This window comes from Nocardioides panacisoli, assembly GCF_019448235.1.
Taxonomy (GTDB): Bacteria; Actinomycetota; Actinomycetes; order Propionibacteriales; family Nocardioidaceae; genus Nocardioides; species Nocardioides panacisoli_A.
Genome location: NZ_CP080409.1, coordinates 387,413 through 413,370, shown reverse-complemented (window position 1 = coordinate 413,370; position 25,958 = coordinate 387,413). Strand labels below are relative to the sequence as shown.

24 protein-coding genes are annotated in these 25,958 nt (G+C 73.0%); 6 read left to right on the top strand and 18 right to left on the bottom strand.

Annotated features, from left to right (window positions below; translation table 11 throughout):
- Positions 1–57 precede the first annotated feature (57 nt).
- Positions 58–723 carry a YczE/YyaS/YitT family protein gene (locus KUV85_RS02010; RefSeq protein ID WP_219961550.1) on the bottom strand — a complete coding sequence of 222 codons (666 nt, stop codon included), beginning with the start codon at positions 721–723 and terminating at the stop codon, positions 58–60.
- 62 nt (positions 724–785) lie between these two features.
- On the opposite strand from KUV85_RS02010, the gene KUV85_RS02005 reads away from it, so the two are divergent.
- On the top strand, positions 786–2,216 hold the full coding sequence (locus tag KUV85_RS02005) for a PLP-dependent aminotransferase family protein (protein ID WP_219961549.1): 1,431 nt from the start codon (positions 786–788) through the stop codon (positions 2,214–2,216).
- Positions 2,217–2,230: 14 nt separating this feature from the next.
- Here the strand turns inward: KUV85_RS02005 and serA are convergent, their stop codons facing one another.
- Positions 2,231–3,826: a phosphoglycerate dehydrogenase gene (serA, locus tag KUV85_RS02000; RefSeq protein ID WP_219961548.1), complete on the bottom strand. Its 1,596-nt coding sequence runs from the start codon at positions 3,824–3,826 to the stop codon at positions 2,231–2,233.
- Positions 3,827–4,026: 200 nt separating this feature from the next.
- On the opposite strand from serA, the gene KUV85_RS01995 reads away from it, so the two are divergent.
- Together KUV85_RS01995 and KUV85_RS01990 are read left to right on the top strand one after the other, a co-directional pair.
- On the top strand, positions 4,027–4,932 hold the full coding sequence (locus tag KUV85_RS01995) for an ABC transporter ATP-binding protein (RefSeq protein WP_219961547.1): 906 nt from the start codon (positions 4,027–4,029) through the stop codon (positions 4,930–4,932).
- Complete coding sequence (locus KUV85_RS01990) at positions 4,929–5,756, top strand: ABC transporter permease subunit (RefSeq protein ID WP_219961546.1); 828 nt, start codon at positions 4,929–4,931, stop codon at positions 5,754–5,756. The genes KUV85_RS01995 and KUV85_RS01990 overlap by 4 nt, the downstream gene beginning before the upstream one ends.
- Positions 5,757–5,786: 30 nt before the next feature.
- On the opposite strand, the gene KUV85_RS01985 is transcribed toward KUV85_RS01990, so the two are convergent.
- From KUV85_RS01985 to KUV85_RS01940, 10 genes are all read right to left on the bottom strand, one after another.
- A complete protein-coding gene (locus tag KUV85_RS01985; protein WP_219961545.1) occupies positions 5,787–6,494 on the bottom strand; it encodes a DsbA family oxidoreductase in 708 nt (235 codons plus the stop codon).
- Between the two features lie 94 nt (positions 6,495–6,588).
- Positions 6,589–7,614: a ketol-acid reductoisomerase gene (ilvC, locus tag KUV85_RS01980; protein WP_219961544.1), complete on the bottom strand. Its 1,026-nt coding sequence runs from the start codon at positions 7,612–7,614 to the stop codon at positions 6,589–6,591.
- 137 nt (positions 7,615–7,751) lie between these two features.
- Positions 7,752–8,291 (bottom strand): acetolactate synthase small subunit, encoded by a 540-nt coding sequence (gene ilvN, locus KUV85_RS01975; RefSeq protein WP_219961543.1) that lies wholly within the window; start codon positions 8,289–8,291, stop codon positions 7,752–7,754.
- Positions 8,288–10,054, bottom strand: a complete 1,767-nt coding sequence (locus tag KUV85_RS01970) for an acetolactate synthase large subunit (RefSeq protein ID WP_219961542.1) — start codon at positions 10,052–10,054, stop codon at positions 8,288–8,290. The genes ilvN and KUV85_RS01970 overlap by 4 nt, the downstream gene beginning before the upstream one ends.
- A gap of 225 nt (positions 10,055–10,279) precedes the next feature.
- Positions 10,280–10,948, bottom strand: a complete 669-nt coding sequence (locus KUV85_RS01965; protein WP_219961541.1) for a VOC family protein — start codon at positions 10,946–10,948, stop codon at positions 10,280–10,282.
- Between the two features lie 49 nt (positions 10,949–10,997).
- A complete protein-coding gene (locus KUV85_RS01960) occupies positions 10,998–11,423 on the bottom strand; it encodes a VOC family protein (RefSeq protein WP_219961540.1) in 426 nt (141 codons plus the stop codon).
- A 28-nt stretch (positions 11,424–11,451) separates the two neighbouring features.
- Positions 11,452–12,156: a GNAT family N-acetyltransferase gene (locus KUV85_RS01955; protein WP_219961539.1), complete on the bottom strand. Its 705-nt coding sequence runs from the start codon at positions 12,154–12,156 to the stop codon at positions 11,452–11,454.
- Between the two features lie 4 nt (positions 12,157–12,160).
- The gene (gene ilvD, locus KUV85_RS01950) at positions 12,161–13,849 is read right to left on the bottom strand and encodes a dihydroxy-acid dehydratase (protein WP_219961538.1); all 1,689 of its coding nucleotides are present in this window, start codon (positions 13,847–13,849) and stop codon (positions 12,161–12,163) included.
- A gap of 29 nt (positions 13,850–13,878) precedes the next feature.
- Positions 13,879–15,132 carry an MFS transporter gene (locus KUV85_RS01945; protein WP_219961537.1) on the bottom strand — a complete coding sequence of 418 codons (1,254 nt, stop codon included), beginning with the start codon at positions 15,130–15,132 and terminating at the stop codon, positions 13,879–13,881.
- A gap of 81 nt (positions 15,133–15,213) precedes the next feature.
- Positions 15,214–16,302: a WD40/YVTN/BNR-like repeat-containing protein gene (locus tag KUV85_RS01940; RefSeq protein WP_219961536.1), complete on the bottom strand. Its 1,089-nt coding sequence runs from the start codon at positions 16,300–16,302 to the stop codon at positions 15,214–15,216.
- A gap of 61 nt (positions 16,303–16,363) precedes the next feature.
- On the opposite strand from KUV85_RS01940, the gene KUV85_RS01935 reads away from it, so the two are divergent.
- From KUV85_RS01935 to KUV85_RS01925, 3 genes are all read left to right on the top strand, one after another.
- Complete coding sequence (locus KUV85_RS01935; RefSeq protein WP_219961535.1) at positions 16,364–17,266, top strand: EamA family transporter; 903 nt, start codon at positions 16,364–16,366, stop codon at positions 17,264–17,266.
- Positions 17,267–17,346: 80 nt separating this feature from the next.
- Positions 17,347–18,261, top strand: coding sequence for an alpha/beta fold hydrolase (locus KUV85_RS01930; RefSeq protein ID WP_219961534.1), 915 nt, complete (start codon positions 17,347–17,349; stop codon positions 18,259–18,261).
- Complete coding sequence (locus KUV85_RS01925; RefSeq protein ID WP_219961533.1) at positions 18,258–19,424, top strand: PQQ-dependent sugar dehydrogenase; 1,167 nt, start codon at positions 18,258–18,260, stop codon at positions 19,422–19,424. The genes KUV85_RS01930 and KUV85_RS01925 overlap by 4 nt, the downstream gene beginning before the upstream one ends.
- A 15-nt stretch (positions 19,425–19,439) precedes the next feature.
- Here KUV85_RS01925 and KUV85_RS01920 read toward each other — a convergent pair whose 3' ends face one another.
- From KUV85_RS01920 to KUV85_RS01895, 6 genes are all read right to left on the bottom strand, one after another.
- Positions 19,440–20,252: an ECF transporter S component gene (locus tag KUV85_RS01920; protein ID WP_219961532.1), complete on the bottom strand. Its 813-nt coding sequence runs from the start codon at positions 20,250–20,252 to the stop codon at positions 19,440–19,442.
- Complete coding sequence (locus KUV85_RS01915) at positions 20,249–21,862, bottom strand: ABC transporter ATP-binding protein (protein ID WP_219961531.1); 1,614 nt, start codon at positions 21,860–21,862, stop codon at positions 20,249–20,251. The genes KUV85_RS01920 and KUV85_RS01915 overlap by 4 nt, the downstream gene beginning before the upstream one ends.
- Positions 21,859–22,971: an energy-coupling factor transporter transmembrane component T gene (locus KUV85_RS01910; RefSeq protein WP_219961530.1), complete on the bottom strand. Its 1,113-nt coding sequence runs from the start codon at positions 22,969–22,971 to the stop codon at positions 21,859–21,861. Before KUV85_RS01910 ends, KUV85_RS01915 begins: the two co-directional genes overlap by 4 nt.
- Positions 22,968–23,576 (bottom strand): hypothetical protein, encoded by a 609-nt coding sequence (locus KUV85_RS01905; protein WP_219961529.1) that lies wholly within the window; start codon positions 23,574–23,576, stop codon positions 22,968–22,970. The genes KUV85_RS01910 and KUV85_RS01905 overlap by 4 nt, the downstream gene beginning before the upstream one ends.
- Positions 23,561–24,700 (bottom strand): hypothetical protein, encoded by a 1,140-nt coding sequence (locus KUV85_RS01900; RefSeq protein WP_219961528.1) that lies wholly within the window; start codon positions 24,698–24,700, stop codon positions 23,561–23,563. The genes KUV85_RS01905 and KUV85_RS01900 overlap by 16 nt, the downstream gene beginning before the upstream one ends.
- A 248-nt stretch (positions 24,701–24,948) precedes the next feature.
- On the bottom strand, positions 24,949–25,953 hold the full coding sequence (locus KUV85_RS01895; RefSeq protein WP_219961527.1) for a helix-turn-helix transcriptional regulator: 1,005 nt from the start codon (positions 25,951–25,953) through the stop codon (positions 24,949–24,951).
- Positions 25,954–25,958: the final 5 nt, after the last annotated feature.

The following is a 25,958-nucleotide window of genomic DNA, read 5'->3' as shown; positions in this document are numbered from 1 at the left end:
CCTGCGAGACATGGCTCGCGGGGATTTTCGGGGACGGTTCAGGGAGGTCCACCAGACTCAGTCCTCGACGTCGAGCCGCACCAGGCACCACGGGAGCAGCGCCTGGGTGAGCGGACCGATGCCCAGCGCGTAGACGATCGTGCCCAGGCCGGCGACGCCCCCCAGCAGGATGCCCACGAGCACCACGCCGAGCTCCAGGGCGGTGCGGACCGCGCGCAGCGACCAGCCGGTGCGCCGGCTCAGCCCCGTCATCAGGCCGTCGCGCGGGCCACGACCGAACTGGGCGCCGATGTAGAGCGCCGAGGCGAAGCCGCACAGCACCACGCCCCCGACCATCAGCGCGACGCGGGCCGCCATGGCCTCGGGGGCGTCGAGCAGCAGCAGCGTCGCGTCGGCGGAGAGGCCCACCAGGAGTGCGTTGGCGATGGTGCCGATCCCGGGACGCTCCCGCAGCGGGATCCAGGCCAGCAGCACCACGAAGCTGAGCGCGATGACGACCTGCCCCAGGCTCAGCGGCAGGTGACGGATCAGGCCGAGGTGGAGCACGTCCCACGGAGCGGTCCCCACGCCGGCGCGGACCATCATCGCCAGGCTCGCCCCGAACAGGTAGAGCCCGATCACCAATTGCGGGAGGCGGAGCAGCAGCCGGCCGGCACGCAGCTGGGCCACCGGCCCCAGGTCCACCAGCACCGCGCCGTCGGGGCGGAGGTCGGCGATCGTCATGCCGTTCAGTCTGCCGCCGAGTGGACTGGTTCTCCATAGCCACTCGTGATCTACTGGACTGCATGACGCAGGCCATTTCCGCGCCGCGAGTCGCCGCGCTCGTCGACGGCTTCGACCGCTCCCCCGCCTACCTCGGACTCGCCACGGCCCTGCGGGAGGTCATCGGCGACGGGCGCATCGGCTACGGCACGCGGCTGCCCAGCGAGCGTGAGCTCACCGCCTCCCTCGGCGTCTCCCGCACCACCGTCACCCGTGCCTACGCCGAGCTCCGCGACACCGGGTACGCCGAGGCCCGCCACGGCGCCGGCACCTTCACCCAGCTGCCCGGCGGCCCGGTCCGCGCCTACGACCGTGCGCTGCGGCCCGGCGAGGTGAGCGGCATCGACCTGACCTGCGCGGCCGCGAGCGCCCCGCCCGGCATCGCGGCGGCATACGCCGAGGCCGCGGCGCGGATGCCGGCCCACCTGGGCAGCCACGGCTACTACCCCGCCGGGCTGCCGGCGCTCCAGGCGGCGCTCGCGGCGACGTACGACGAGCGTGGCCTGCCCACGCGGCCCGAGCAGATCATCGTCACCGCGGGCGCCCTGGCGGCCACCGCGACCGTCGGCCGGGCACTGGCCACCGGTGGCGCACGGGTGCTCGTCGACTCGCCGACCTACCCCAACGCGGTGCAGGCCGTGCGCGCCGGCGGCGGCCGCACCGTCACCACGCCCATCGAGCCCGACGGGTGGGACCTGGACCAGATCGCCTCCACCCTGCGACGCCGCCGCCCGGTGCTCGCGCACGTGATGCCGGAGTTCCACAACCCCACGGGCCTGGTGATGCCCGAGGCCGACCGCCACCGCTACGCCGCCGAGCTGCGCCGCCACGGCGGGGTGGCCCTGGTCGATGAGGCGCACCAGGCGCTGCGCCTCGACGAGGGGACGGATGCGCCGCCCTTCGCCACCCTGGCGCCGGACGCGATCACCATCGGCAGCGCCAGCAAGAGCGTGTGGGGTGGGCTGCGGATCGGCTGGATCCGCTCCCCCGCACCCCTGGTCGACACGCTGGTCCAGTCCCGCATCACCCTCGACCTCGGCGCCCCCGTGCTGGAACAACTCGTGATGCTCCACCTGCTCGAGGACGGCTTCACGCAGGTGCTGGCCGAGCACACCGCCCGGCTCCGCACCCAGCGCGACGCCCTGGTCGCGGCACTCGGCGAGCACCTGCCCGACTGGCGCTTCCGGGTGCCGGAGGGCGGCATGGCGCTGTGGTGCGCTCTGCCGGGATCCTCGCGCCGCCTCGTCGACGCCGCTGCGGCGTACGACGTCCACCTCGCGCCGGGGCCCGCGTTCGCGCCCGCCGGTGGGCTCGACCGCTACCTGCGGCTGACCTTCACCCGCCCCGCCGAGGAGCTCACCGAGGCCGTACGCCGCCTGGCCGCCGCCTGGGCCGACACCGAGGGCACCGCACCCCCGCGGCGTACGACGACCGACCCGGTGATGGTGGCCTGAGCCCGGGGCACGGCTCAGCCGTCGACGAGGTCCACCGCGCGGATCATCGTGGCGTCGATGGCGACGGCGATCCGGTCCAGCGCCTCGCCGGGGATCGCGGAGTCGACCGAGAGCGCGACCAGCGCCTGGCCGCCCTTGGCCTCCCGTGCCACCTGCATGCCGGCGATGTTGACGCCCGCGTCGCCGAGCACCTGACCGACCGTGCCGACCATGCCGGGGCGGTCGGCGTAGGTGAAGAACGCCAGATGGCGCGTCGGCTCGACCTCGATGTCGTAGCCGTTGACCTCGACCAGCCGCTCGCGTCGGTGGATGCCCAGCAGGGTGCCGCTCACCGAAACCTGCGAACCGTCGGGGAGCGTGCCCCGCAGCGTGATCATGTTGCGGTGGTCGGGGCTCTCCACGGCCGTCACGAGCCGGACCTCCGTGCCGCGCTCGGCCGCGAGCAGCGGCGCGTTCACGTAGGAGACCTTCTCCTCCACGATGCCGGTGAAGACGCCCTTGAGCGCGGCCAGCTCGAGCACCTTGACGTCGTGGACGGTGATCTCGCCGCGGACCTCGACGTCGAGCTGCTGGGCGACCTCACCGGCGACGCCGGTGAAGATCTGGCCGAGTCGCTCGGTCAGGCCGATGCCGGGGCGGACCTCCTCGGCGATCACGCCCCCCTGCACGTTGACCGCGTCCGGGACCAGCTCGCCGGCGAGCGCGAGCCGCACGGACCGGGCGACGGCCACGCCGGCCTTCTCCTGCGCCTCCTCCGTGGACGCCCCCAGGTGCGGGGTCGCGACGACGTTGTCGAGCCCGAACAGCGGGCTGTCGGTGCAGGGTTCCTCGGCGTAGACGTCGAGACCGGCGGCGGCGATGCGGCCGTCCTTGAGCGCGGCGTGCAGGGCGTCCTCGTCCACGATGCCGCCGCGCGCCGCGTTGACCAGCACCAGTGACGGCTTGGCGTGGGCCAGCTGCTCGGCCCCGATGAGGCCGACGGTCTCGGGCGTCCTGGGCAGGTGGACGGAGAGGAAGTCCGACTCGGCCATCAGCGTGTCCAGGTCGACCAGTCGCACCCCGATCTGCGCCGCCCGGCCGGCCTGCACGTAGGGGTCGTAGGCGATGACGTCCATGCCGAAGGCGCTCAGGCGCTGGGCGACCAGGACGCCGATCCGGCCCAGGCCCACGATGCCGACGGTCTTCTCGAAGAGCTCGATGCCGGAGTAGCGCGAGCGCGCCCACTCGCCGTGCCGCAGCGCCGCGTGCGCCGGCGAGACGTGCCGGGCGGCCGCCAGCATCAGGGCGATCGCGAGCTCGGCGGCGGACACGATGTTGGAGGTGGGCGCGTTGACGACCATCACGCCCGACTGCGTCGCGGCGCGGACGTCGACGTTGTCCAGGCCCACCCCCGCGCGGGCGACGACTTTCAGCCGGGTGGCAGCGGCCAGGGCCTCGGCGTCGATCGTGGTGGCCGACCGCACCAGGATCGCGTCGGCGTCGACGATGGCGGCGAGCAGCGAGGACCGGTCGGCGCCGTCGCAGGTGCGGATCTCGAAGTCGCCCCCGAGGGCATCGACGGTGGCGGGGCTCAGCTCCTCGGCGAGGAGAACGACGGGGCGGTCGGTCACGGGCGGGTCCTCTGCGGGTGCATACGAGACGTGGAACGTGCACGACACTGTGCCCGACCTCACGGTACCCGAGACGGACCCCGGCGCCGAAGCCCCGCGCTCGCGGTGCCTCCCCCCGGTGCCCCTCAGGGTCGGATCAGGGGTGGGTCCGGGGATCTGCCCGACGCGCGCGGGGGCACTGCCGCGGCAGAGTCGCCGCCATGATCGACATCACCGACCTGACCAAGTCCTACGGCGGCTTCACGGCCGTCGACGGCGTCACCTTCACCGCCCGCCCGGGCCGTGTGACCGGGTTCCTCGGTCCCAACGGCGCCGGCAAGACCACGACCATGCGCGCCATGGTCGGGCTGACCGTGCCCGATGCCGGCAGTGCCACCGTGCTCGACCGGCACTTCGCCGACCTGCCCAACCCCGGCCGGGAGGTCGGCGTACTCCTCGACGCCTCGGCGCAGCACGCCGGCCGCACCGGCCGGGAGGTCCTCAGCATCGCGCAACGGACGATGGGGCTGCCCAAGGAGCGGGTGTCCGCGACCCTGGAGCGGGTCAGCCTCACCGAGCAGGAGGCGGGCCGGCGCGTGCGCAACTACTCCCTCGGCATGCGGCAGCGGCTGGGCATCGCTACGGCGCTGATCGGCGAGCCCGACGTGCTGATCCTCGACGAGCCGGCCAACGGCCTCGACCCGGCCGGCATCCGCTGGATGCGGGACCTGCTGCGGGACTTCGCCGACGCGGGCGGCACCGTGCTGCTCTCCTCGCACCTGCTGCACGAGATCGAGGTCATCGCCGACGACATCGTCGTCATCGGCAACGGCCGCATCGTCGCCCAGGGCACCAAGCAGGAGCTGCTGCTCAGCGGCGACACCCTGGTCCGCGCCGCCGACACCGACGGCCTCCGCCGGGCCCTCACCGGCGCCGGCTTCACCGCCGAGCCGCTCGACGGCGCCCTCCTCACCGACGGGGACCTCGCCGCCGTCGGCCGGACGGCGTACGACGCCGGGATCGTCCTGACCGAACTCCGCGCCGCCGACGGTGCCGGGCTGGAGGAGATGTTCCTGGAGCTCACCGCCGAGAGCCAGCGCGACCACCTCGAAGGAGCAGCAGCATGAGCACCACCACCGCCACCGACAGCGCCACCGACACTCGCCCGGCGCCCACGCGCCCGCAGCAGCGCACCGCTCCCGCCCCGATCCCGTTCACGCGGATCCTGGGCGTGGAGTTCCAGAAGATGTTCGACACCCGCGCCGGGCTCTGGCTCATGGCCAGCGTCGTGATCGTCTCCCTACTGACCACCGCCGGGGTGATCGTCTTCGCCGACGCCGAGGACCTGACGTACGAGACCTTCGGCACCGCGGTCGGCATCCCGATGTCGGTGGTCCTGCCGATCATCGCCATCCTCGCCGTGACCAGTGAGTGGAGCCAGCGCACCGCCCTGACGACCTTCACGCTGGTGCCGAGTCGCGGTCGTGTGATCGCCGCCAAGCTCGTCGACATCCTCGTCATCGGCCTGGCCGGCATGGGCATCGCCATGGGTGCCGGTGCCGTCGGCAACGTCGTCGGCACCGCGATCGCCGGCGAGGACCCGGTGTGGAACCTCGAGACCCAGGTCTTCGGCCAGCTCCTGCTCGCCATGATCATCACGATGCTGGTCGGCTTCGCGCTGGCGGCGCTGTTCCGCAGCACGCCCGCCGCGATCGTGGGCTACTTCGTGTGGGGCATGGTGCTGCCGGGCATCTCCGGCGCGCTGGCGGGCGTGAACCAGTGGTGGTTCGACAACGCCGCGTGGTTCGAGCTCAACACGGCGATGTTCCCGCTGTATGACCAGGTGCCCACCGGCGAGCAGTGGGCGCAGCTGGGCGTCACGACGCTGATCTGGGTCGTGCTGCCGTGCCTGGTCGGCACCCGGCTGCTGCTGCGCTCGGAGGTGAAGTGACCCCTTGACCGGCGGCCGCGGAGCCGCTGGTCAGGAGCAGCCGTCGGGGCCGCAGACGTCGGCCCCGGCGGCTCCGGTCATCTCCACGACCGGGTGCGCGGCCTCCCACGCCTTGTGCAGTACCTCCAGCAACGTGGCGGCGGGCTGGGCGCCGGAGACGCCGTACCGGCCGTCGACGACGGCGAACGGCACCCCGCCGGCGCCGTACTCGTGGGCCTGGTCCTGGTCGGCGAAGACGTCCTGGCGGTACTCACCGGACGCCAGCACGTCAGCGACCCGGTCCGCGGGCAGCCCGGCCTTCTCGGCAGCCGTCCGCAGCACCTCGTGGTCGGCGATGTTCTCCGCACGGACGAAGTACGCCGCCAGCAGCTCCTCCTTCAAGGTGGCCTGCACGGTCGTGCCGCTCTCGGCCAGGGCCAGGTGCAGCAGCCGGTGGGCGTCGACGGTGTTGACCGGGCGCGACTCGTGGTGGCGCCAGACCATGCCCTCCTCGGCCGCGACGGCCTCCATGCGGTCGACCATGTCGCGACCGGCGTCCGACCCCCCGCCGTACTTGCGGCCGAGGTGCTCGGCAGCGACCGGCCCGGGCTCGGTGGACGCGCCCGGGTCGAGCTGGAAGGAACGCCAGACGACCTCCACCTGGTCGGCGTGCTCGAACTCCGCGAGCGCGCCCTCCCAGCGGCGCTTGCCGATGTAGCACCACGGGCACACGACGTCGGACCAGATCTCGATACGCATGTCGGGCAGAACGCCGACACCCCCGGTGGATGTTCCACGCGGGGGTGTCGGGAAGCCGCACGTCGACAGCGCGTGCGGCCGCTGTCGACGCGACTCAGCGGGCGGCGGAGCCCTCGGTGTAGTCGTCGTCGATCTGCTGCCAGGAGAAGTGGCCGCGCAGCGCCTTGCCGGTCGCCTCGATCGGGTGGCCGGCCTCCTTCTCGCGGAGCTGGTTGAACTCCGTCGCGCCGTTGTCCTGGTCGTCGATGAAGCGCTTGGCGAAGGAGCCGTCCTGGATCTCGTCCAGCACGCCCTTCATCGCCTGCTTGACCTCGGGGCCGATGACCCGCGGACCGGAGACGTAGTCGCCGTACTCGGCGGTGTCGGAGACGCTCCACCGCTGCTTGGCGATGCCGCCCTCCGCCATCAGGTCGACGATGAGCTTGAGCTCGTGCAACACCTCGAAGTAGGCGATCTCGGGCTGGTAGCCGGCCTCGGTGAGGGTCTCGAACCCGGCCTGGACCAGGTGCGAGACGCCGCCGCACAGCACGGCCTGCTCACCGAACAGGTCGGTCTCGGTCTCCTCGGTGAAGGTGGTCTTGATGACGCCGGCGCGGGTGCCGCCGATGCCCTTGGCGTAGGACTTCGCCAGCTCCCAGGCCGAACCCGAGGCGTCCTGCTCGACGGCGATGATGTCGGGGATGCCGCGGCCGGCGACGAACTCGCGGCGCACGGTGTGGCCGGGGGCCTTCGGCGCGACGAGGATGACGTCGACGCCCTCGGGCGCCTGGATGTAGCCGAAGCGCACGTTGAAGCCGTGGCCGAAGACGAGGGTGTCCCCCGCGGCCAGGTGCGGCTCGATGGACTCCCGGTAGAGGTCGCGCTGGTACTGGTCGGGTGCGAGGACCACGACGACGTCGGCCTCCTCGACCGCCTCGGCGGGCGTGAGCACCTTCAGACCCTCCTCCTCGGCCTTCGGGCGGCTCCTGGACCCCTCGGGGAGCCCGACGCGCACGTCGACACCGGAGTCACGCAGGTTGAGTGCGTGGGCATGGCCCTGGCTGCCATATCCGATGACCGCCACGTGCTTGTCCTGGATCAGGGACAGGTCGGCATCGTCGTCGTAGTAGATCTCGGCCACGGTCGGGCTCTCCTTCGTCTCGTTCGTTGACCCCGCCGCCTCGGACGGCGGCCGGGGGTTGTCTGGTGTTCACCCACCTTGTCCGGCACTGCAGTGCCGGACAAGGTGGGCGATCCCCGGTCGGCCGGGGATCACTGCTACCCGCCCGCGGCGGGCGGCACGGGTACGGCGACGGGCTTGCCGCGCTCGGAGATCGACCGGGAGCCCCGGCCGATGGCGACCATGCCCGACTGGACCAGCTCACGGATCCCGTAGGGCTCGATGACCCGCAGGAAGTCCTTGATCTTGTCGGGGTTGCCCACGATCTGGATCGTGAGCGCGTCCGGGGCCACGTCGATGACCTTGGCCCGGAACAGCTGGACGCAGTCGAGGACCTCACCGCGTGTCTCGGGCGAGGCGCCGACCTTGACCAGCACGAGCTCCCGGTTGACCGAGGCGTCGTCCTCCAGCTCCACGATCTTGATCACCTCGACCAGCTTGTTGAGCTGCTTGGTGACCTGCTCCAGCGGGTTCTCCGCCACGTTGACGGCAATGGTCATCCGGGACACGTCGTCGTGCTCGGTGGGGCCCACGGCGAGCGAGTCGATGTTGAAGCCGCGCCGGCTGAAGAGTCCTGCGATCCGCGCCAGGACACCGGGCTTGTTCTCGACCAGCACCGAGAGGGTGTGGGTGCTCACAGCTCGTCCTCCTCGAACGTCGGGGCCAGGTCGCGGGCGTACTTGATGTCGTCGTTGCTGGTGCCGGCCGCGACCATCGGCCAGACCATCGCGTCGCGGTGGACACGGAAGTCGACCACGACCGGCGCGTCGTTGATCTCCATCGCCTTGGCGATGGTGGCGTCCACGTCCTCGGGCGAGTCACACGCCAGGCCGACGCAGCCGTAGGCCTCGGCGAGCTTGACGAAGTCCGGGACCCGCTTGGAGTGCAGGTCGGTGTTGGAGTAGCGCTCGTTGTAGAACAGCGTCTGCCACTGCCGCACCATGCCCAGCGACTCGTTGTTGATGACCGCGACCTTGATCGGGATGTCGTTGATCGCGCAGGTGGCGAGCTCCTGGTTGGTCATCTGGAAACAGCCGTCACCGTCGATCGCCCACACCGTGTTGTCGGGCATGCCGACCTTGGCGCCCATCGCGGCGGGCACCGAGAAGCCCATGGTGCCGAGGCCTCCGGAGTTGATCCACCGGTTGGGCGCCTCGTAGCCCACGAAGTGCGCGGCCCACATCTGGTGCTGGCCGACGCCGGCGGTGTAGATCGCGTCCTCACCGGCCAGCGCACCGAGTCGCTCGATGACGTACTGCGGCGCGAGGCCGCCGTCGTCGGGCTCGTCATAGCCCAGCGGGTAGGTCTTCTTCACGCCGGCGAGGAAGTTGACCCACGCCTCGTAGTCACCGGTGTGGCCGGCGTCGGCCTCGGTGCGCAGCGTGGTGATCAGGTCCAGCAGGACCTCGCGGACGTCGCCCACGATCGGGACGTCGGCGTGGCGGTTCTTGCCGATCTCGGCCGGGTCGATGTCGGCGTGGATGACCTTGGCGTCGGGGGCGAAGGACTCCAGGAGTCCGGTGACGCGGTCGTCGAAGCGCGCACCGAGGCTGATCAGCAGGTCACTCTTCTGCATGCCCGCGACCGCGGCGACGGTGCCGTGCATGCCCGGCATGCCCAGGTGCTGCGGGTGGGAGTCGGGGAACGCGCCGCGCGCCATCAGGGTGGTCACGACCGGCATGCCGGTGAGCTCGGCCAGCTCCCGCAGCTCCTTGGCCGCCCCGGAGCGGATGGTGCCGCCGCCGACGTAGAGCACCGGCCGGCGCGCCTCGAGGATCAGCTTCGCCGCCTCGCGGACCTGCTTGGCGTGCGGCCGGGTCACGGGCCGGTAGCCGGGCAGCTGGAGCTCGGTGGGCCAGACGAACTCGGTCTGGGCCTGCAGTGCCGACTTCGCGACGTCGACCAGGACCGGGCCGGGGCGTCCGGTCTGTGCGATGTGGAAGGCCTGCGCCACCGTGCCCGGGATGTCGCGGGGGTCGGTGACCAGGAAGTTGTGCTTGGTGATCGGCATCGTGATGCCGCGGATGTCGGCCTCCTGGAAGGCGTCGGTGCCGATCGCACCCGCACCGACCTGGCCGGTGACCGCGACCATCGGCACCGAGTCCATGTGGGCGTCGGCCAACGGCGTCACCAGGTTGGTGGCGCCCGGCCCCGAGGTCGCCATGCACACGCCGACCCGGCCGGTCGCGGCGGCGTAGCCCTGGGCGGCGTGGCCGGCACCCTGCTCGTGGCGCACCAGGATGTGGCGGATGGAGGAGTCCATCAGGGGGTCGTAGGCGGGGAGGATGGCGCCGCCGGGGATGCCGAAGACGTCGGTGACGCCCGCTGCCTCCAGCGACTTCACCAGGCTCTCCGCGCCCGTCACCGGGGTGCGTGCGCCCGGCTGCTGCTGCTCACTCATCCGTGTCGCTTCCTTCGTCGATCGTGGTGCGTACCCAACAAAAAACCCCTCGGTTGCCGAGCAACGAGGGGTGGACGCGCGTGCTGAACGGTCGTCAGCGTGCGCGTCCGGTGCGTACTACAAGGTCCTGCCGCATACGACCCAGCGTAGCCCTCCGTCCACGCCACCGGACCCCAGTGTGCCACGCGTCCCACGATGCGGACTTCTCGTCCAGCATTCGGAGACTCAGGCCGCGTCCTGCGCCGGCGGCTGCCAGGTGCAGATGCAGGCACGGTTGCCGTCGGGATCGGCCAGCACCCAGAACGACGGCGCCGCGGCCTCGTCCACCATGCGGCCACCGGCCTCGAGCGCCGCGGTGATCCGGGCCTCGGCGTGCTCGGGTGCGACGTGGACGTCGAGGTGGAACCGCTGGTGGGGTGCCTCGTGCGGTCCGGCCTCCTGGAACCACAGCGCCGGGAAGCGGCCCGCCGGGTCGAGCACCTCGTCGGGCCGCGGGGCGTCGGCGTAGCCGAGCACCGCCCGCCAGAACGGCTTGAGGGCCTCGTGGTCGTGGGTGTCGAGGGCCAGCTCGAGATGCTGGACCTGCTCGGGGGCGGGGCTCGCCCCGAGCTCGGCCGCGATCTCGCTGATGCGGCGCGCCAGCCGGACGTCCCGCGCGGTCACGCCGTCCACGTCGTGGCTGGTCAGTGCGACGTCGACGTGCGGGAACCGCAGGTCGAGGTCGGGGTGGTGGTTCATGGCGTCGGCGGCCTCGGCGACGCGACCGGCGAGCTCGGCACCGGTCGAGAAGCTGCCGGTACGGAACCGGGCGCGCAGCGAACGGAGCATCAGGCACCAGTCGCCGAGCTCCTCGGCACGGACCTGGTCGGGGGTCAGCAGCGTGGTGTCGCTCATGTCGCCACTGTGGCACTCGCCGCCGACATGACCAAGGGGCGTGCCACGCTCATCCCTCCTCGGGCAGCACGAGGCGCCCGATCTCACCGGGGTTCCACGCGACCTCCCACCGGAACCCGTCGGGATCGGCGAAGTAGCCGGTGTAGCCGCCCCAGTCGCGGTGCTCCCCCGGCTGCACCACCGACGCACCGGCGCCCCTCGCGGTGGCGAGCACCTCATCGACCTCCGCGGGCGTGGCCACGTTGTGCGCGAGCGTCAGTGGCGGCACGCCGGGGCCCGACTGCAGCTCCCCGACCTCGCGACTGAACGCCGCGCGGTCCCACAGCGAGAGCACCAGGTGCTGGCCGGTGCGGATCATCAGCACCTCCCCGGGCACCTCGACGTGCGCCTCCCAGCCGAGTCCGGTCAGGTAGAAGCGCCGGGTGGCCGGCAGGTCGGCGACCGGGAGGGTGACGAAGCTGATGCGTTGGTCCATGGCGCCAGCCAACCAGCGGCCACCGACATCACCGGGCGCGGAGGGAGGTGCGCTGCCGACCGTCGTCGTCGAAGTTCTCGGGTGCGAGCCACCGGAGGTGGGACTCGCGGACCTGCGGCCACTCCTCGTCGGTGATCGCGTACCAGTCGGTGTCACGCCGGCGTCCCTTGACGACCAGGTGCTGGCGGAAGCGTCCCTCGTGGGTGAACCCGAGGCGCGTCGCGGCGCGACGCGACGCGTCGTTCAGTGCATCGCACTTCCACTCCACCCGGCGGTACCCCAGGTCGTCGAGGGCGTGGGCGGCCAGCAGGTGCAGCGCCTCGGTGGCCGCACGGGTCCGTTGCAGCGAGCGTCCCAGCAGGATCCCGGAGACCTCCACCTGGCCGTGCGCCGGCTCGATGCGGGTGTACGACGCGATCCCGGCCGCACGTCCCGCGTCCGGCCCCTCGCCCGGCACCAGCGCGAAGGTGAGCGCGTCGGGGCGGTCGAGCAGCTCGGCGAGGTGCATCCACAGGCCCGGGAGCGAGGTCGGTCGGTCGATGGTGCGGTAGGTCCACAGGTCGCCGTCGTCCTCGCCGCAGCAGGCGGCGTACAGGTCGGCGTAGTGGGCCGAGCTCAGTGGCAGCACGGTGACGTACCGGCCCCGCAGCGTCACCGGGGCCGGCGCGGGTCGCGGCTCCCAGCCGGCGACGACGTCGCCGACCCGTTGGCCGAACTCGTTGGTGTCCGGCACGCGGTCAGCTGGTGATCGCGCCCAGCGACGCGGACTTCACCGTCTTGGCGTACTTGCCGAGCACGCCACGGTTGAACTTCGGCGGGTTCGGCTCCCAGCCCTCACGGCGCGCGGCCAGCTCGTCGGGGTCCACGTCGAGCTCGAGCGAGCGGTTGGCGACGTCGAGGACGATCCGGTCACCGTCCTGCACGAACGCGATCGGTCCGGCGTCCACCGCCTCGGGGGCGATGTGGCCCACGCACAGGCCGGTCGTGCCGCCGGAGAACCGGCCGTCGGTGACCAGCACGACGTCCTTGCCGAGGCCGGCCCCCTTGATCGCGCCGGTGATGGCCAGCATCTCGCGCATGCCGGGGCCGCCCTTGGGGCCCTCGTAGCGGATGACCACCACGTCGCCGGCCACGATGCGGCCCTCGGCGAGGGCGTCGAGCGCGGCACGCTCACCGTCGAAGACGCGCGCGGTGCCGGGGTAGACGGCCTCGTCGAAGCCGGCGGACTTCACGACCGCGCCCTCCGGCGCCAGGGTGCCGCGCAGGATGGTGAGGCCGCCGGTGCGGTGGATCGGCTCGCTCATCGAGCGGATGACCGCACCGTCCAGGTCGGGTGGGGCGATGTCGGCGAGGTTCTCCGCGACCGTCTTGCCGGTCACGGTGAGGCAGTCGCCGTGCAGCAGCCCGGCTTCGAGCAGCGCCTTCATCACCATCGGGATGCCACCGACGCGGTCGAAGTCCACCCAGACGTACTTGCCGAACGGCTTGAGGTCGGCCAGGTGCGGCACCTTCTCCCCGATGCGGGTGAAGTCGTCGATGCTGAGCTCGACCTCGGCCTCGTTGGCGATGGCCAGCAGGTGCAGCACCGCGTTGGTGGAGCCGCCCAGGGCCATCGCGACCGCGATCGCGTTCTCGAAGGCCTCCTTGGTCATGATCTGACGCGCGGTGATGCCGCGCCGCAGCATCTCGACCACGGCCTCTCCCGAGCGGTGCGCGTAGCCGTCGCGGCGCCGGTCGACCGCCGGCGGCGCGGCCGACCCGGGCAGGGCCATCCCCAGCGCCTCGGCGACCGCGGCCATCGTGTTGGCGGTGTAGGCCCCACCACAGGCGCCCTCACCGGGGCAGATCGCCCGCTCGACCTCGTCGACCTTCTCGCGGCTGATCTTGCCCGCCAGGCAGGCACCCACGGCCTCGAAGGCGTCGATGATCGTGACGTCCTCGCCGTCGACCTTGCCGGGCAGGATGGTGCCGGCGTAGAGGAACACCGAGGCGAGGTCCAGGCGGGCAGCGGCCATCAGCATGCCCGGCAGCGACTTGTCGCAGCCCGCCAGCAGGATCGAGCCGTCGAGCCGCTCGGCCATCATCACCGTCTCGACCGAGTCGGCGATGACCTCCCGGGAGACCAGCGAGAAGTGCATCCCCTCGTGGCCCATCGAGATGCCGTCGGAGACCGAGATGGTCCCGAACTCCAACGGGTAGCCGCCGCCGGCGTGGACGCCGTGCTTGGCGGCCTTGGCGAGGCGGTCCAGGGAGAGGTTGCAGGGCGTGATCTCGTTCCACGAGGACGCCACGCCGATCTGCGGCTTGGCGAAGTCCTCGTCCCCCATCCCGACCGCGCGGAGCATGCCGCGCGCGGCGGCCCGCTCGAGACCGTCGGTGACCTCGCGGGAGCGGGGCTTGATGTCGGGGGTTGCGCCGTCAGTCATGGGCCAAGGATAGGAGACACCCGGGGCCGTCACTCGTCGGTGCCCGAGGTGGCGTCCTCGCCGGCCTCGGCGACGGCGCTGCCCAAGGTCTCCGGCGCCGCCAACCACGGGAGTGCGGCGACCAGGCTGACCAGTGCCGTGACGCCGAACGCCCAGCCGAAGCCGTAGGCGTCGGCGACCAAGCCCACCAGCACCGGGCCGAGGATCGCGCCGCCGTCCTGCGCCATCTGGAAGGTGCTCAGCACCGTGCCCCCGCTGCGCCCGGCGCCGACCACGTCGGCGACCGCCGCCTGCTGCCCGGGATTGACCATGCCGGCCCCGATCCCCGAGACCACCGAGAGCACCAGCAGCACCGCCAGGGAGCCGCTGAGGCCCAGCAGCCCCAGGCCGACCGCGGTGATGACGAGCCCGCCCAGCACCAAGGGACGACGCCCGACGGTGTCGGCCACCCGGCCGGCGACCTGCAGCGTCAGGGCGGTGCCGAGGGCAGCCAGCGCCAGGGCAGCGCCGGCGACCCACGTCTGGTCGGTCAGCGCGACCGCCAGCTGCGGGAGCACCGCCACCCGGACCCCGAAGTTGCACCAGCCGTTGGCGAACGCCGAGACCAGGCTGGCCCGGTACGCGCCGTGACGCAGCGCCTCGCGGACCCGCATCGGGACGACCTCCGGCGCGTCCGCCGGTGGCCGCAGGCGCGCACCGGAGAGTCGCACGCCGACCACGGACGCGGCGATGATCAGCGCACCGGCGTACACCAGGAACGGCAGGCGCAGCCCGAAGGAGGCCAGCGCACCGCCGAGCACGGGGCCGAGCATGCCGCCGACCAGGAAGGAGCTGGCGTACGCCGAGGACACCCGCCCACGGATCGTCGGCGGGGCCAGCCGCACCAGCAGCGACATCGCCGAGACGGTGAACATCGTCGAGCCGAGACCGCCGAGCCCGCGGAAGACCAGCAGCTGCTCATAGGTCTGCGCGAACGCGGTCGCGACCGAGGACGCGGCGACCACCACGAGACCGGTCAGGTACACCGGCCGCTCCCCCAGCCGACTGGAGAGGAAGCCACCCGCGGGTGCGAAGACCAGGCGGCAGAACGCGAACGCCGACACCACCAGGGAGGCCGCCGCGACGCCGACGTCGAAGCTGCGCGCGTAGGACGGCAGCACCGGGGAGACGAGGCCGTACCCGACGGCGATCACGAACGCCGAGGCGATCAGGACGAGGATCTCGCCCGGGATCGGCGGACGGTCGGCTCCTGCCCCGCGGCGTCGGCGGAGCAGGTCACGCACGGTGGGGGCCACCGTCGACGCACGAACGAGCCATGACCCCCACTCTCTCAGGCCGGTCCGCCCACCCGGGCGCGAGGTGGCTCAGCCAGCGGCGTCGACGCCGGCGCGCACCGACATCACGTCGGGGAGGTCGCGCGCGATCTCGCGCCAGCTCCCACCCTCGTCGGTCGAGGCCCAGACCGACCCGTTGCGGGCACCGAAGTAGAGCCCCGCCGGGTCGGCGCCGTCGGTGCAGAACGCGTCACGCATGACGGCGACGTAGAACTGCTCGGGCAGGCCGCGGTCGAGTGGCTCCCACGACTCCCCGGCGTCGCGCGAGCGCCACACCCGCGCGCGGCCCTCGGGCGGGTAGCGACCGTCGCCGCCACCGAGGGGGAAGACGTAGATCGTGTCGGGCTGGTGCGGGTGGACGACGATCGGGAACCCGAAGTCGCTCGGCAGCCCGTCGGCGATCGAGGTCCACGACCCGCCCTCGTCGTCGGAGCGGTAGACACCACCGTGGTTCTGCGCGTAGAGCCGCTCCGGGCGCGAGGGGTGCCGCGCGACCTTGTGGACGCACTGGCCGAACTCCGGCAGCTGCTGCCCCTCGGGGAGGAAGTCCGCACGGATGCCCTGGTTGCGGGGCTCCCAGGAGGCCCCACCGTCGGTCGTCCGGTAGACGCCGCCGGTGGACAGCGCCGCCGTCACCGAGGACGGGTCGGTCGGGTGCGGCAGCACGGTGTGGAACGCCTGGCCACCGAAGCCCTCGCCCCACTCCGGACGGTGCGGGTGGTCCCACAGCGCCTGCTCGAGGGTGAAGGTCTCGCCGTGGTCGACGGAGCGGAACACCGCTCCCGGCTCGGTGCCGGCGTACACGACGCCGTCCTCGGCGCCGGGCGCGAGCTGCCAGATGCGTTCCACGGTGCCGTCACTGCCCTCGGGGAACCGTACGCCGCCACCGGCGGTCTCCTGCCACGTGGCGCCGTGGTCGTCGGACCAGCGGACCTGCGGCCCGAGCCAGGGCGAGGAGGCACCGGCGAAGAGCCGGGTGCGACCGCCCCGGGTGTCGACCAGGCAGGAGTAGACCTCCTCCATGTCGTGGTGCGGACCGCTCAGGCTCCAGTCGTCGCGGTCCTCCGAGCGTCCGACCCACAGGCCCTTGCGCGTGCCGATCATCACCGTGGTGGCCATGGCTGCCCCTCCTCGCGCCGCCGATGCGGACGGTGTGCCCGCTGGCTCCTACATTGGCCCAGTGCCACCTCGGATGCCACTGGTCAGCGCGAGATTTTCTCCCCAGCAGTCCCTCGGGGTCGCGATCGCCCTGGTCATCGCCGGCATCTGGTCGGTGCAGCTCGGTGCCGGCATCGCCAAGACGCTCTTCGACGAGGTCTCGCCGACCGGGATGGTCTGGCTCCGGCTCGCGTCCAGCACCCTGTTCCTGCTCGCCCTGGCCCGTCCTCGGCTGCGCGGCCGCACCCGGGAGGACTGGCTGGTGGCGATCAGCTTCGGCGTCGCGCTGGGCACCATGAACTGGGCGATCTACCAGTCGTTCTCCCGGATCCCGATCGGCATCGCGGTCACCATCGAGTTCATCGGTCCCCTCGCGGTGGCCCTGTTCGGCTCCCGCCGGGCCCGCGACCTGGTCTGGGTCGGCCTCGCCGGCCTCGGGGTCGTGCTGCTCGGCGCCGAGCGGGCGGACCTGGACCCGGTCGGTGTCGCGTTCGCCGTGCTCGCCGGTGCCGCGTGGGCCGGCTACATCGTGTTCAGCGCCCGCACCGGCAGCCGTTGGGAGGGGCTGGACGGGCTCTTCGTCGCCAGCCTGGTGGCCCTGGTGCTGCTCTCCCCCGGGCTGTTGCTGACCGATGCCGGACCGTTGGGGGACCCACGGATCCTCCTCATCGGCGCCGCCGTCGGACTGCTCAGCTCCGTGGTGCCCTACAGCCTGGAGCTCGTCGCCCTGCGGCGCGTGCCGCCGGCCACGTTCGGGGTGCTGATGAGCCTCGAGCCGGCGGCGGCCGCGATGGCGGGCCTGGCGATCGTGGGCGAGCAGCTGGCGCTGTCGCAGTGGGCCGCGGTGACCTGCGTGGTGCTGGCGAGCGCCGGCGCCACCCGGGCGGCCGCGCGGCCGGCCTTCACCGAGCCCGCACCGAACTGACCCACCCGGGCCGGCGCCGCGCAGCGCCGATGTGGACCAAGGCCCGGCACCGGCGGCCGTCCTCAGGCACAATCGGGGCCATGTCGACCCCCGCTGCTCCGGTCGCCGCGCATCCCTCGGTGGCCTTCCGCGACATCCTCTCCGACGACGGCACCTCGGTCCGGGTCTGGACCAACGACCCCGAGGGCACGATCGACGGTCCGACCGTCGTGCTCTGCAACGGCCTGGGCACCAACGCCTACCTGTGGCCGGCGCTGCTCGACCCCGAGTGCGGGGTCCGCGTGGTGTCGTGGAACCACCGCGGCGTGGGCGGCTCGGAGCGTCCCCGCAACCCCGACCACGTCGAGATCGAGCACTTCGTCCAGGACGCCCTGTCGGTGATGGACCACTTCGGCATCGACCGGGCGGTGCTGATGGGCTGGTCGATGGGCGTCAACACCATGTTCGAGCTCGCGCTCCACCACCCCGAGCGGGTCGCCGGACTCTTCGCCGTGGCGGGGGTGCCGGGCGAGACCTTCGCCACCATGCTCGGCCCCCTCCACCTCCCGCACGCGGTGGCACGTGCGCTCACGGTCAACGTGTGCCGGGTGGCGAAGTACACCGGCTGGGTCGCCACGCCGCTCACCCAGCGCATCCCCGTCGGGCCGCGGCTGGTCAAGGCGATCACCCGCACCGGCTTCATGTTCCCGATGCCCGACGTCGAGCTCGCCGCGGACGGCATCCGCGAGTTCCTCACCACCCCGGTCGACTGGTACGCCCACCTCGCCCTGAGCACGTCGCGCCACACCCGCGTGCCGCTGAGCCGCATCACCGTCCCGGCCCGCTTCGTCGCCGCGACGTACGACGTCCTGGCGGGCGCCCGCGACATGGCCACCGCCGCGGACCGCATGGCCGAGGCGGACTACCACGAGCTCCGCGGCTCCCACTTCATCCAGGTCGAGCAGCCCGAGGCCGTGCACGCCCTCCTGCTGGACTTCCTGGAGCGGGTCCGATGAGGACGCGACGCGCCCTCGCCGCCCTGCTGGGCGTCGGCCTGACCGCGTCCGCGTGCTCCCAGGGCGGCAACGAGGTCGACGTGCAGGTCGAGGAGAGCCTGACCAGCGCCGCCGAGCCGACGACGGCGGCGTCCTCGGCCGACGCGGAGCCGAGCCAGGTGCCCGCCGACGGCGTGCCCGACATCGTCGGGACGGCCGCACGCGGCCTGGAGGTGCCGTGGGGCATCGACTTCCTTCCCGATGGCCGTGCGATCGTGACCGAGCGCGACTCCGGGCGGGTCCAGCTCGTCGAGGCACCTGAGGGCTCGGACCCGGCGGAGCCGGTCGAGGCCGGCACGGTCCGCGGGGTCGACGCCCGCGCCGAGGGCGGCCTGATGGGGGTCGCGGTGTCCCCTGACTTCGCCGAGGACCTGCAGGTCTACTTCTACGTGACGACCAAGAAGGACAACCGGGTCGTCCGCGCCACCCTCGACGGCGACGAGCTCGGCCGCACCGAGGTGGTGCTGAAGGGCATCCCCGTCGGCGACCGCCACAACGGCGGTGCCCTGCTCTTCGGCGAGGACGGCCACCTCTTCGTCAGCACCGGAGAGACCACACGGCGCGAGCTCGCCCAGGACCGGGGCTCGCTGGCGGGCAAGATCCTGCGGATCACCGCCGAGGGCAAGCGTCCCCGGGACAACCCGTTCCGCAAGAGCCTCGTCTGGTCACTCGGCCACCGCAACGTCGAGGGCATGACCCTCGACGCGGAGGGCAACCTGTGGGCGAGCGAGTTCGGCGACTCCACCGCCGACGAGGTCAACCTGATCCGCAAGGGGCGCAACTACGGCTGGCCGGTCTACGAGGGACCGGTGCAGGTGGCGGCCGGCGAGGGCGACTTCACCGAGCCCGCGCTCACCCGCCGCCCCGAGGACGCGTCCTGGGCCGGCATCACCCACTCGCGGGGCTTCTTGTGGGCCGCCGGCCTGCGCGGCGAGCGGGTGTGGCGGATGAAGGTCGCCGACCGGTCCGCCAGCGACGGCCGCGGGTTCCTCGAGGGCGAGTACGGCCGGCTCCGGGCCGTGGCCACGGCGCCGGACGGCCGCCTGTGGCTGGGCACCAGCAACCGTGACGGTCGCGGCGACCCTGCCGAGGCCGACGACCGGATCCTGCTGGTCAACCCCTGAGGCCGATGCCGCTGCTCAGCGGGACTCGATCGCCGGCTCGGTGCGCTCGATCCGGCTCCGACGAGCCGCCCGCCGCAGTGTCGTCAGCACCGCCGGGCCGAGCAGTGCGAGCGCCAGGGCGTTGGTGATCGCACGACCGGTGTCGTAGCCGCCGGTCGAGGTCAGCAGCGTGTAGAGGCCGAAGCGGTGCAGGTTCTCCCCCAGCGAGCCGCCCGGCACGTAGGACAGTTCCGTGCCGTCCTGTCCGGGCACCTCGACGCCGAGGAGGAACGGCCAGCCCCACAGGTTGAGCAGGATGCCGTAGGCGTAGGCCGCGACGACGCCGTACACCACCAGCATCGCGATCTCCGAGCGGCCGGTGACGCGGCGTGGGAGCAGGCCCGCGCCCAGGCCGACCCAGCCGGCGACGAGCATCTGGAATGGCAGCCACGGCCCGACGCCCGCGGTCAGCAGCGCGGAGGCGAACAGCGACGTGCACCCGAGCACGAACCCGAAGCCCGGACCGAACACCCGGCCGCCGAGGATGAGCAGGAAGAACACCAGCTCGATGCCGGCGCCGCCGGCGCTGATGCCGCGCAGGACGGCGTTGACCGCGCTGAGCACGCCGAGGATCGCGAGCACGCGCGCGTCCATGCCGCCCTCGCTGAGCTCGGCCAGCACCACCGCCAGCACGACCGGCAGCAGCGCGAGGAAGAAGAACGGTGGGTCGACCCGGCTGCCGACGTCGGCCTCGAGGAAGAGCGGCCACCCCAGCATCAGCACCCCGATGGTCGAGGCGAGCAGCAGCACCGCCGCGGAGCGCGGCGTCACGGTCCAGGTCGTGCTCACCGGCGCACCTCGTCGGCGGCACGCTCGATGCCCAGCGCGTCGGCGACCTCCCCGACGGTCAGCCAACCGGGACCGAGCACCTTGGTGACTTGGGGCGCGAACGCCGGCGACTCGGCGACGACGTCGCGCACCGGCCCGGACGAGACGACCTCACCCTCGGCGAGCACGGCGACCCGGTCGGCGGACTGGGCGACGAACTCCACGTCGTGGGTGGCGACCAGCACGGCACGCCCCCGGTCGGCCAGGTCGCGCAGGATCCGTGCGAGCACCCGCTTGGCGGGATAGTCCAGGCCACGGGTGGGCTCGTCCAGCAACAGCACCGGCGGGCGGGCGGTGAGCACGATCGCCACGGCCAGGGCTAGCCGCTGCCCCTCGGAGAGGTCGCGCGGGTGCATCGCGGTGTCGATGCCCGGCGCCAGCCGGTCGAGCAGGTCGCGGCACGAGCCGGGTGCGGCCTCCGCGGTGCGGTCAGCCGTCGCGCACTCCTCGGCGACGGTCTCCAGGTAGAGCAGGTCCGCGGGGCTCTGGGGCACCATCCCGACGAGCTCGCGCCGCTGCTCCGCTCGGGCGGCGTGCGGGTCCGAGCCGGCGACGTCGACGCGTCCCTCGGTCGTGCCGAACCGTCCCTGCAGCGCCCACAGCAGGGTGGACTTGCCGGCGCCGTTGCGTCCCATCAGTGCCGTCACCGATCCGGCGGCCAGGTCCAGGTCGAGGCCGCGCAGCACCGGCACGCCGCCCCGCGCCACCACCAGGCCACGGGTGGTCGCCACGGCGGTGCCGGTGACCGGTGGCCCCGACGGCGGCAGTCCCAGGTGGGACCGCAGTGCCGTCGTACGCCGTCGCGCGTCCCGCACGGTCAGCGGGAGCGGGTGCCACTCGGCGAGGCGGCCGAGCTCCACCAGGGGCGGGGCGATCGGTGCGTCGCGCAGCACCTCGGCGGGCTCGCCGACTCGTGCGCGGCCGTCGCGGTCGAGCAGGCACATCCGGTCGGCGAAGGGCATTACCCGCTCGAGACGGTGCTCGGCGACCAGCACGGTCAGCCCGAGGTCGTGCACCAGTCGGGTCAGTGTCGCCAGGACCTCCTCGGCGGCGGTCGGGTCCAGCGCCGAGGTCGGCTCGTCGAGCACGAGCAGCCGCGGGTGGGCGGCGAGCACCGCACCGATGGCGACCCGCTGCTGCTGTCCGCCGGACAGGGTCCGCAGGTCACGGTCACGCAGGTCGGCGATGCCGAGCAGGTCGAGCGTCTCCTCGACCCGTCGGCGCATCGTCGTCGGCGGCAGGCCCAGCTGCTCCATGCCGAAGGCCAGCTCCTCCTCGACGGTGTCGGTGACGAACCAGGCGGCGGGGTTCTGCCCCACGAAGCCGATCGCGTGCGCGCGGTCGCGCGCCGGCCGCTCGATGATGCTCTCGCCGTCCAGCCGCACGTCCCCCGTCAGCGTGCCGCCGGTGAACCCGGGCACCAGTCCGGCGACGACACCGAGGAGGGTGGACTTGCCCACGCCGGTCGGCCCGGCGAGCAGCATGAGTTCGCCCGACTCCACGGTCAGGTCGACCCCGTCGAGCACCGTGCGGTCCTCGTGGCGGAGCGTGATGTCGCGCAGCTCGATCACGACGGCACCACCTCCGGGTCGTCGGCGCGGACCGGCGCTGCGGTGCGGGTGGTCACCGGCGGCGGGGCGGCCCAGACCGGCACGACGGCCACCAGGACGACCAGGACCGACGGCAGCGAAACCGCCGGCAGCTCCGTCACGCCCGGGTGGGCCACCGCGTAGTCCCACCGCTGCACGGCCCAGGCGCCGGCCCCGACGACCACACCCGAGGCCGCCACCACGAACTCCGGCAGCTGCCAGCGCGTCGGCCGGTAGCGGGTGCGGCGGACCCGGCGCCCGGCGACGACGAACCCGGCGAGCGCGAGCGCGGTGCCGAGCAGCAGCATCGGCACCGCCATCAGCCGTGGCGCAGAGCCGTCCAGGACGGCGTACACGCCGACGCAGACGCCGAGCAGACCGCCGATCATCAGGGCGCCGGTGCTGCGGCGCTGCCCGGCACTCACCGCGCAGGTGCGTCCGTAGCCGCGGGCGTCCATGCCGGCCGCGAGGGAGAGGGACCGCTCCAGGGCGTCCTCGAGCACCGGGACGACGAGGCGTCGCAGCCCGCGGATCCGTCCGGAGTCACCGCCGCGGAGGCGTTGTGCGGCGCGGACCCGGCGGGCACTGTCGGCCAGCTGGGGCAGCACGCTGATCGCCACCACCATCGCGGTGCCGACCTCGTACAGCGCCGGTGGCAGCGACTTCATCAGCCGCTTGGGGTTGGCCAGGGCGTTGGCAGCCCCGACCGCGATCACCAGTCCGGCCAGTCGCAGGCCGTCGTAGGCGCCGGCGAGGAACTCCTCGCGGGTGAACGGACCGAGCAGGCTCACGCCAGCCGCCCAGTCCGGCAGCGGGACCTCGGGCAGCGCGATCCAGACGTGGCCGGGCGAGTTGCCGCCGAGCACGAGGCGGAAGAGGACGCGGATCACCACGATCGCCGCGCCCACCCACAGGTAGAGGCGGAAGGCGCGTGCCCAGGGCTGGTCGGAGCGGCAGGTGAGGACGACGAGGCAGGTGACGGCGACGACCAGGCCGAGCAGGACCGGGTTGGTCGTCGAGGTGGCGGCCACGGCCAGCCCGATCGCCCAGCACCACCACGCGACCGGGTGCAGCTCGCGGGGGATCCTCATGACGCCCGCCTGCGGGCGAGGAGCGGCACGGCCGCCGCGAGCAGCACCAGGGCCACGACCCCGCCGACGAGCCATCCCGCCGTCGCGTCGTCCTCCGGCGGGGGTTCGGCGCCGATCGCGTCATCGGGACCGTTCGCCACGGCCCCGCCCGGGGCCGCATCGTCGGGGGGCTCGGCCTCGTCCGCGCCCTGGTGCCAGGCGAAGGCGACCGCACCGCCGGCGGGGATCTCCAGGCTGCCCACCCCCAGGCTCGCGTAGGTCCACTCGGCGGTGCCGTCGGACCACCACAGGCTCCAGTAGGCGTCGTTGTCGCTGCAGGGACCGTCGGCGGGCTTGCCCGCCACCCGGCACACGAAGTCACCCAGCTGCGGCACGCGCTCCAACGCGACCCCGGCCGCCTCGAATGCCTCGGCCGCCGTGCCCGGGGGCACGCAGTCGGTGCGCGGGGCTCCCCCGAGCTCGTTGTAGTCGACGACCACGGTGACCTCGTCGCAGGCCGGTGCCGGCGACTCCGCGGCGGTCGCGGCGGTCGTCGCCCCGGCCGCGAGCATCGAGCTCGCGGCGAGGGCAGCGACCGCGGTCCGCATCATCAGGCGCTCGGGCACTCCGCCGCGTCGGCGTCCTCGGGCGCGGCCAGCAGCGCGGGCAGGGCCTGCGCGGTGGCGAGGCGCCACTGGTACGACGTCTTGTCGGTGAGGCCCTTGTCCGCGGCGGCACTCACGGCAGCGTCGTCGTAGGCGATCGCGCCGCTCTCCTCGGCGACGGCGCCGTCGCAGTCGGCGAGCTGGTGCTCGCGCACCCAGGTGGCCGCCGCCTCCGCGGCCCCGTCCTCGCCGGCCAGCTGCAGGGCCCGGCCGGCGAAGCCGGTGCTGTTGCTGTTGGCGGGGATCTGGCCGCCACCGGCGAACGAGCCGTCCTCGGCCTGCTCCGAGACCAGGTAGCCCACGGCCGACTCGACCGCCGCGGTGACCGTCTCGTCCTCCACGTCGTGCATCAGCAGCACGAACAGCGCCGTGGCATCGACCGAGGGCTGACCCTCGGAGCCGTCGCAGGTCTGGTCCTCGGCGTCGGGGGCGGAAAAATCCTGGCGCAGGAAGCCGGCCTCGCACTGCTGCATCAGCAGGAAGTCGGTCGCGGCGTCGGCCTCGGCCGATCCCGCGTTGCTCAGGCCCTTGGCGGCCCAGGCCTGGCCCAGCGCGTTGGCGTAGTCGCCGTACTCGCTGTCGTCACTGGTGCGGCCGTCCTCGGCGGTGCGCTCCTCCAGCGTGGCGAGGGCGTCGAGTCCCCCGACGTCGGCGGGGTCGCCGCCGGTGTCGGTGACGAGGGTGACCAGCTTGCCCGCGTTGCCGGCGTAGACGGCGCCGTCGGGCGTCACGTACGCCTCGGCGTCGGCCGTGACCGCCTCGGTCATGGTGGTGATGGCGGCCTCGTCGTAGCCGATGGCACGCAGGGAGTAGATCGCGTCGACGGTGGCGCCGTAGTCGGGCGCGGCGAACTCGTCGTTGACCACGAGGCCGTCGGCGAGCTCCTCCTCGACCAGCCAGTCGGCCGCGGCGGTGGCCAGCGGCTGGCCGGGCGCCTCGGCGGGCTCGGTCGCGGTCCCGCCAGCACCATCAGCGCCATCGGTGCCGGCGTCGTCGCCGCAACCGGCGAGGCCGGTGGCGAGCAGGGCCGCGGCGAGCGTGGCGGCGCCGGTGCGGCGCGCGGAACTGGGGGCCAGGCGGATCATGCATACCTCCCGCTGCACGTCAGCGGGCGGGCGATCCGACCGCTGCTCTCCTCGACAGCGTTGTGTCAGGACGCTCCGTGACGGGTGCTCCGGCTCGCCTCCGGGCAGGAGGCCTACGGTTGCGGGTCAGCGCCGGACTTCGACCGGCTTCCCCCGTCCACGGGCGCGTGGTCCGGCGCACCGGGGTGGTACGCCGACGTGCACTCTACCGCGATCCGCCCGTCCGTCCCGCCGTGGCCCGGACGTGCTCACCCCCGGTAGGCGGACCGGAGCAGCCGCTCGGTGAACACCCTGGTCGCCTCGACGCGCGTGCCGACCCCCAGCAGGCGGTACACGTTCTCCACGTGCTTGCGGACCGTGCCCTCCTCGATGTCCAGCGCCGCTGCGAGCTCACGGTTCGACATCCCCCCGGCGACCCCCTCCAGCACCTGGAGCTGACGGGGCGTGAGCTGCGCTTCGGGTGCCTCCCGGGTGACCCGCTGGGCGAGCAGCACCGGTGAACCTTCGCCGGGCACGGCGCGGACGAACCACCGGGTCGCTCCACTGTCGAAGACGACCTGCTCCCCGAAGAGCCGTTGCGTGGGCGCCCGGAGGACGGCGCACTCGGGCGGCAACCGGTGGCCGACGCGGAACGCCAGGCTGTCGTCGGCCTCCGAGACCCAGTCGACGCGGCCGTCCGGGTCGGTGGTCACCACGACCCACCCAGCATCGATGGCCCCCTCCTCGGTCAGGCCGGCCGAGGAGATCGTGCGGCAGGCCAGGGCGAGGTGCGGGCGGAGCCGCACCAGCATCGCCTCGTCGCGGTCGGTGAAGGCGCCCGCCGTGCGGCTCAGCACGATCACCACGAGCGCCGACTCCGGTGAGGGGACCTCCATCACGAGCTGGTGTCGCAGGCCGAGCGGCTCGTAGTACCCGCGGTAGAGCTCGGTGTCGGTGAACCCTTCCACCGTCCGGAGGTCCAGCCGGAGCGGGATCGCGCCGCGGCCGGAGGCGTGGTGGGCGATGAGGGGGTGCTGGTGGGCGTACTGCTCGGTCACCGGCCGCAGGCGTGCCATGCGCGCGGACCACTCCGCCGGCGACACGACGACCTCGGCCGCCCCCGCCACGATGTTCACGTGGTTGAGCGTCACCACGTCACACGGGATGAGCGCCGAGGCGACCGCACAGGCGGTCGACCACAGGTCCTCGCCACCGGTGGTCAGGCGGTCGGTCTGCCGCAGGAATTCGAGAGCATCGGTCCCCGAAAGGTCCACCCGGA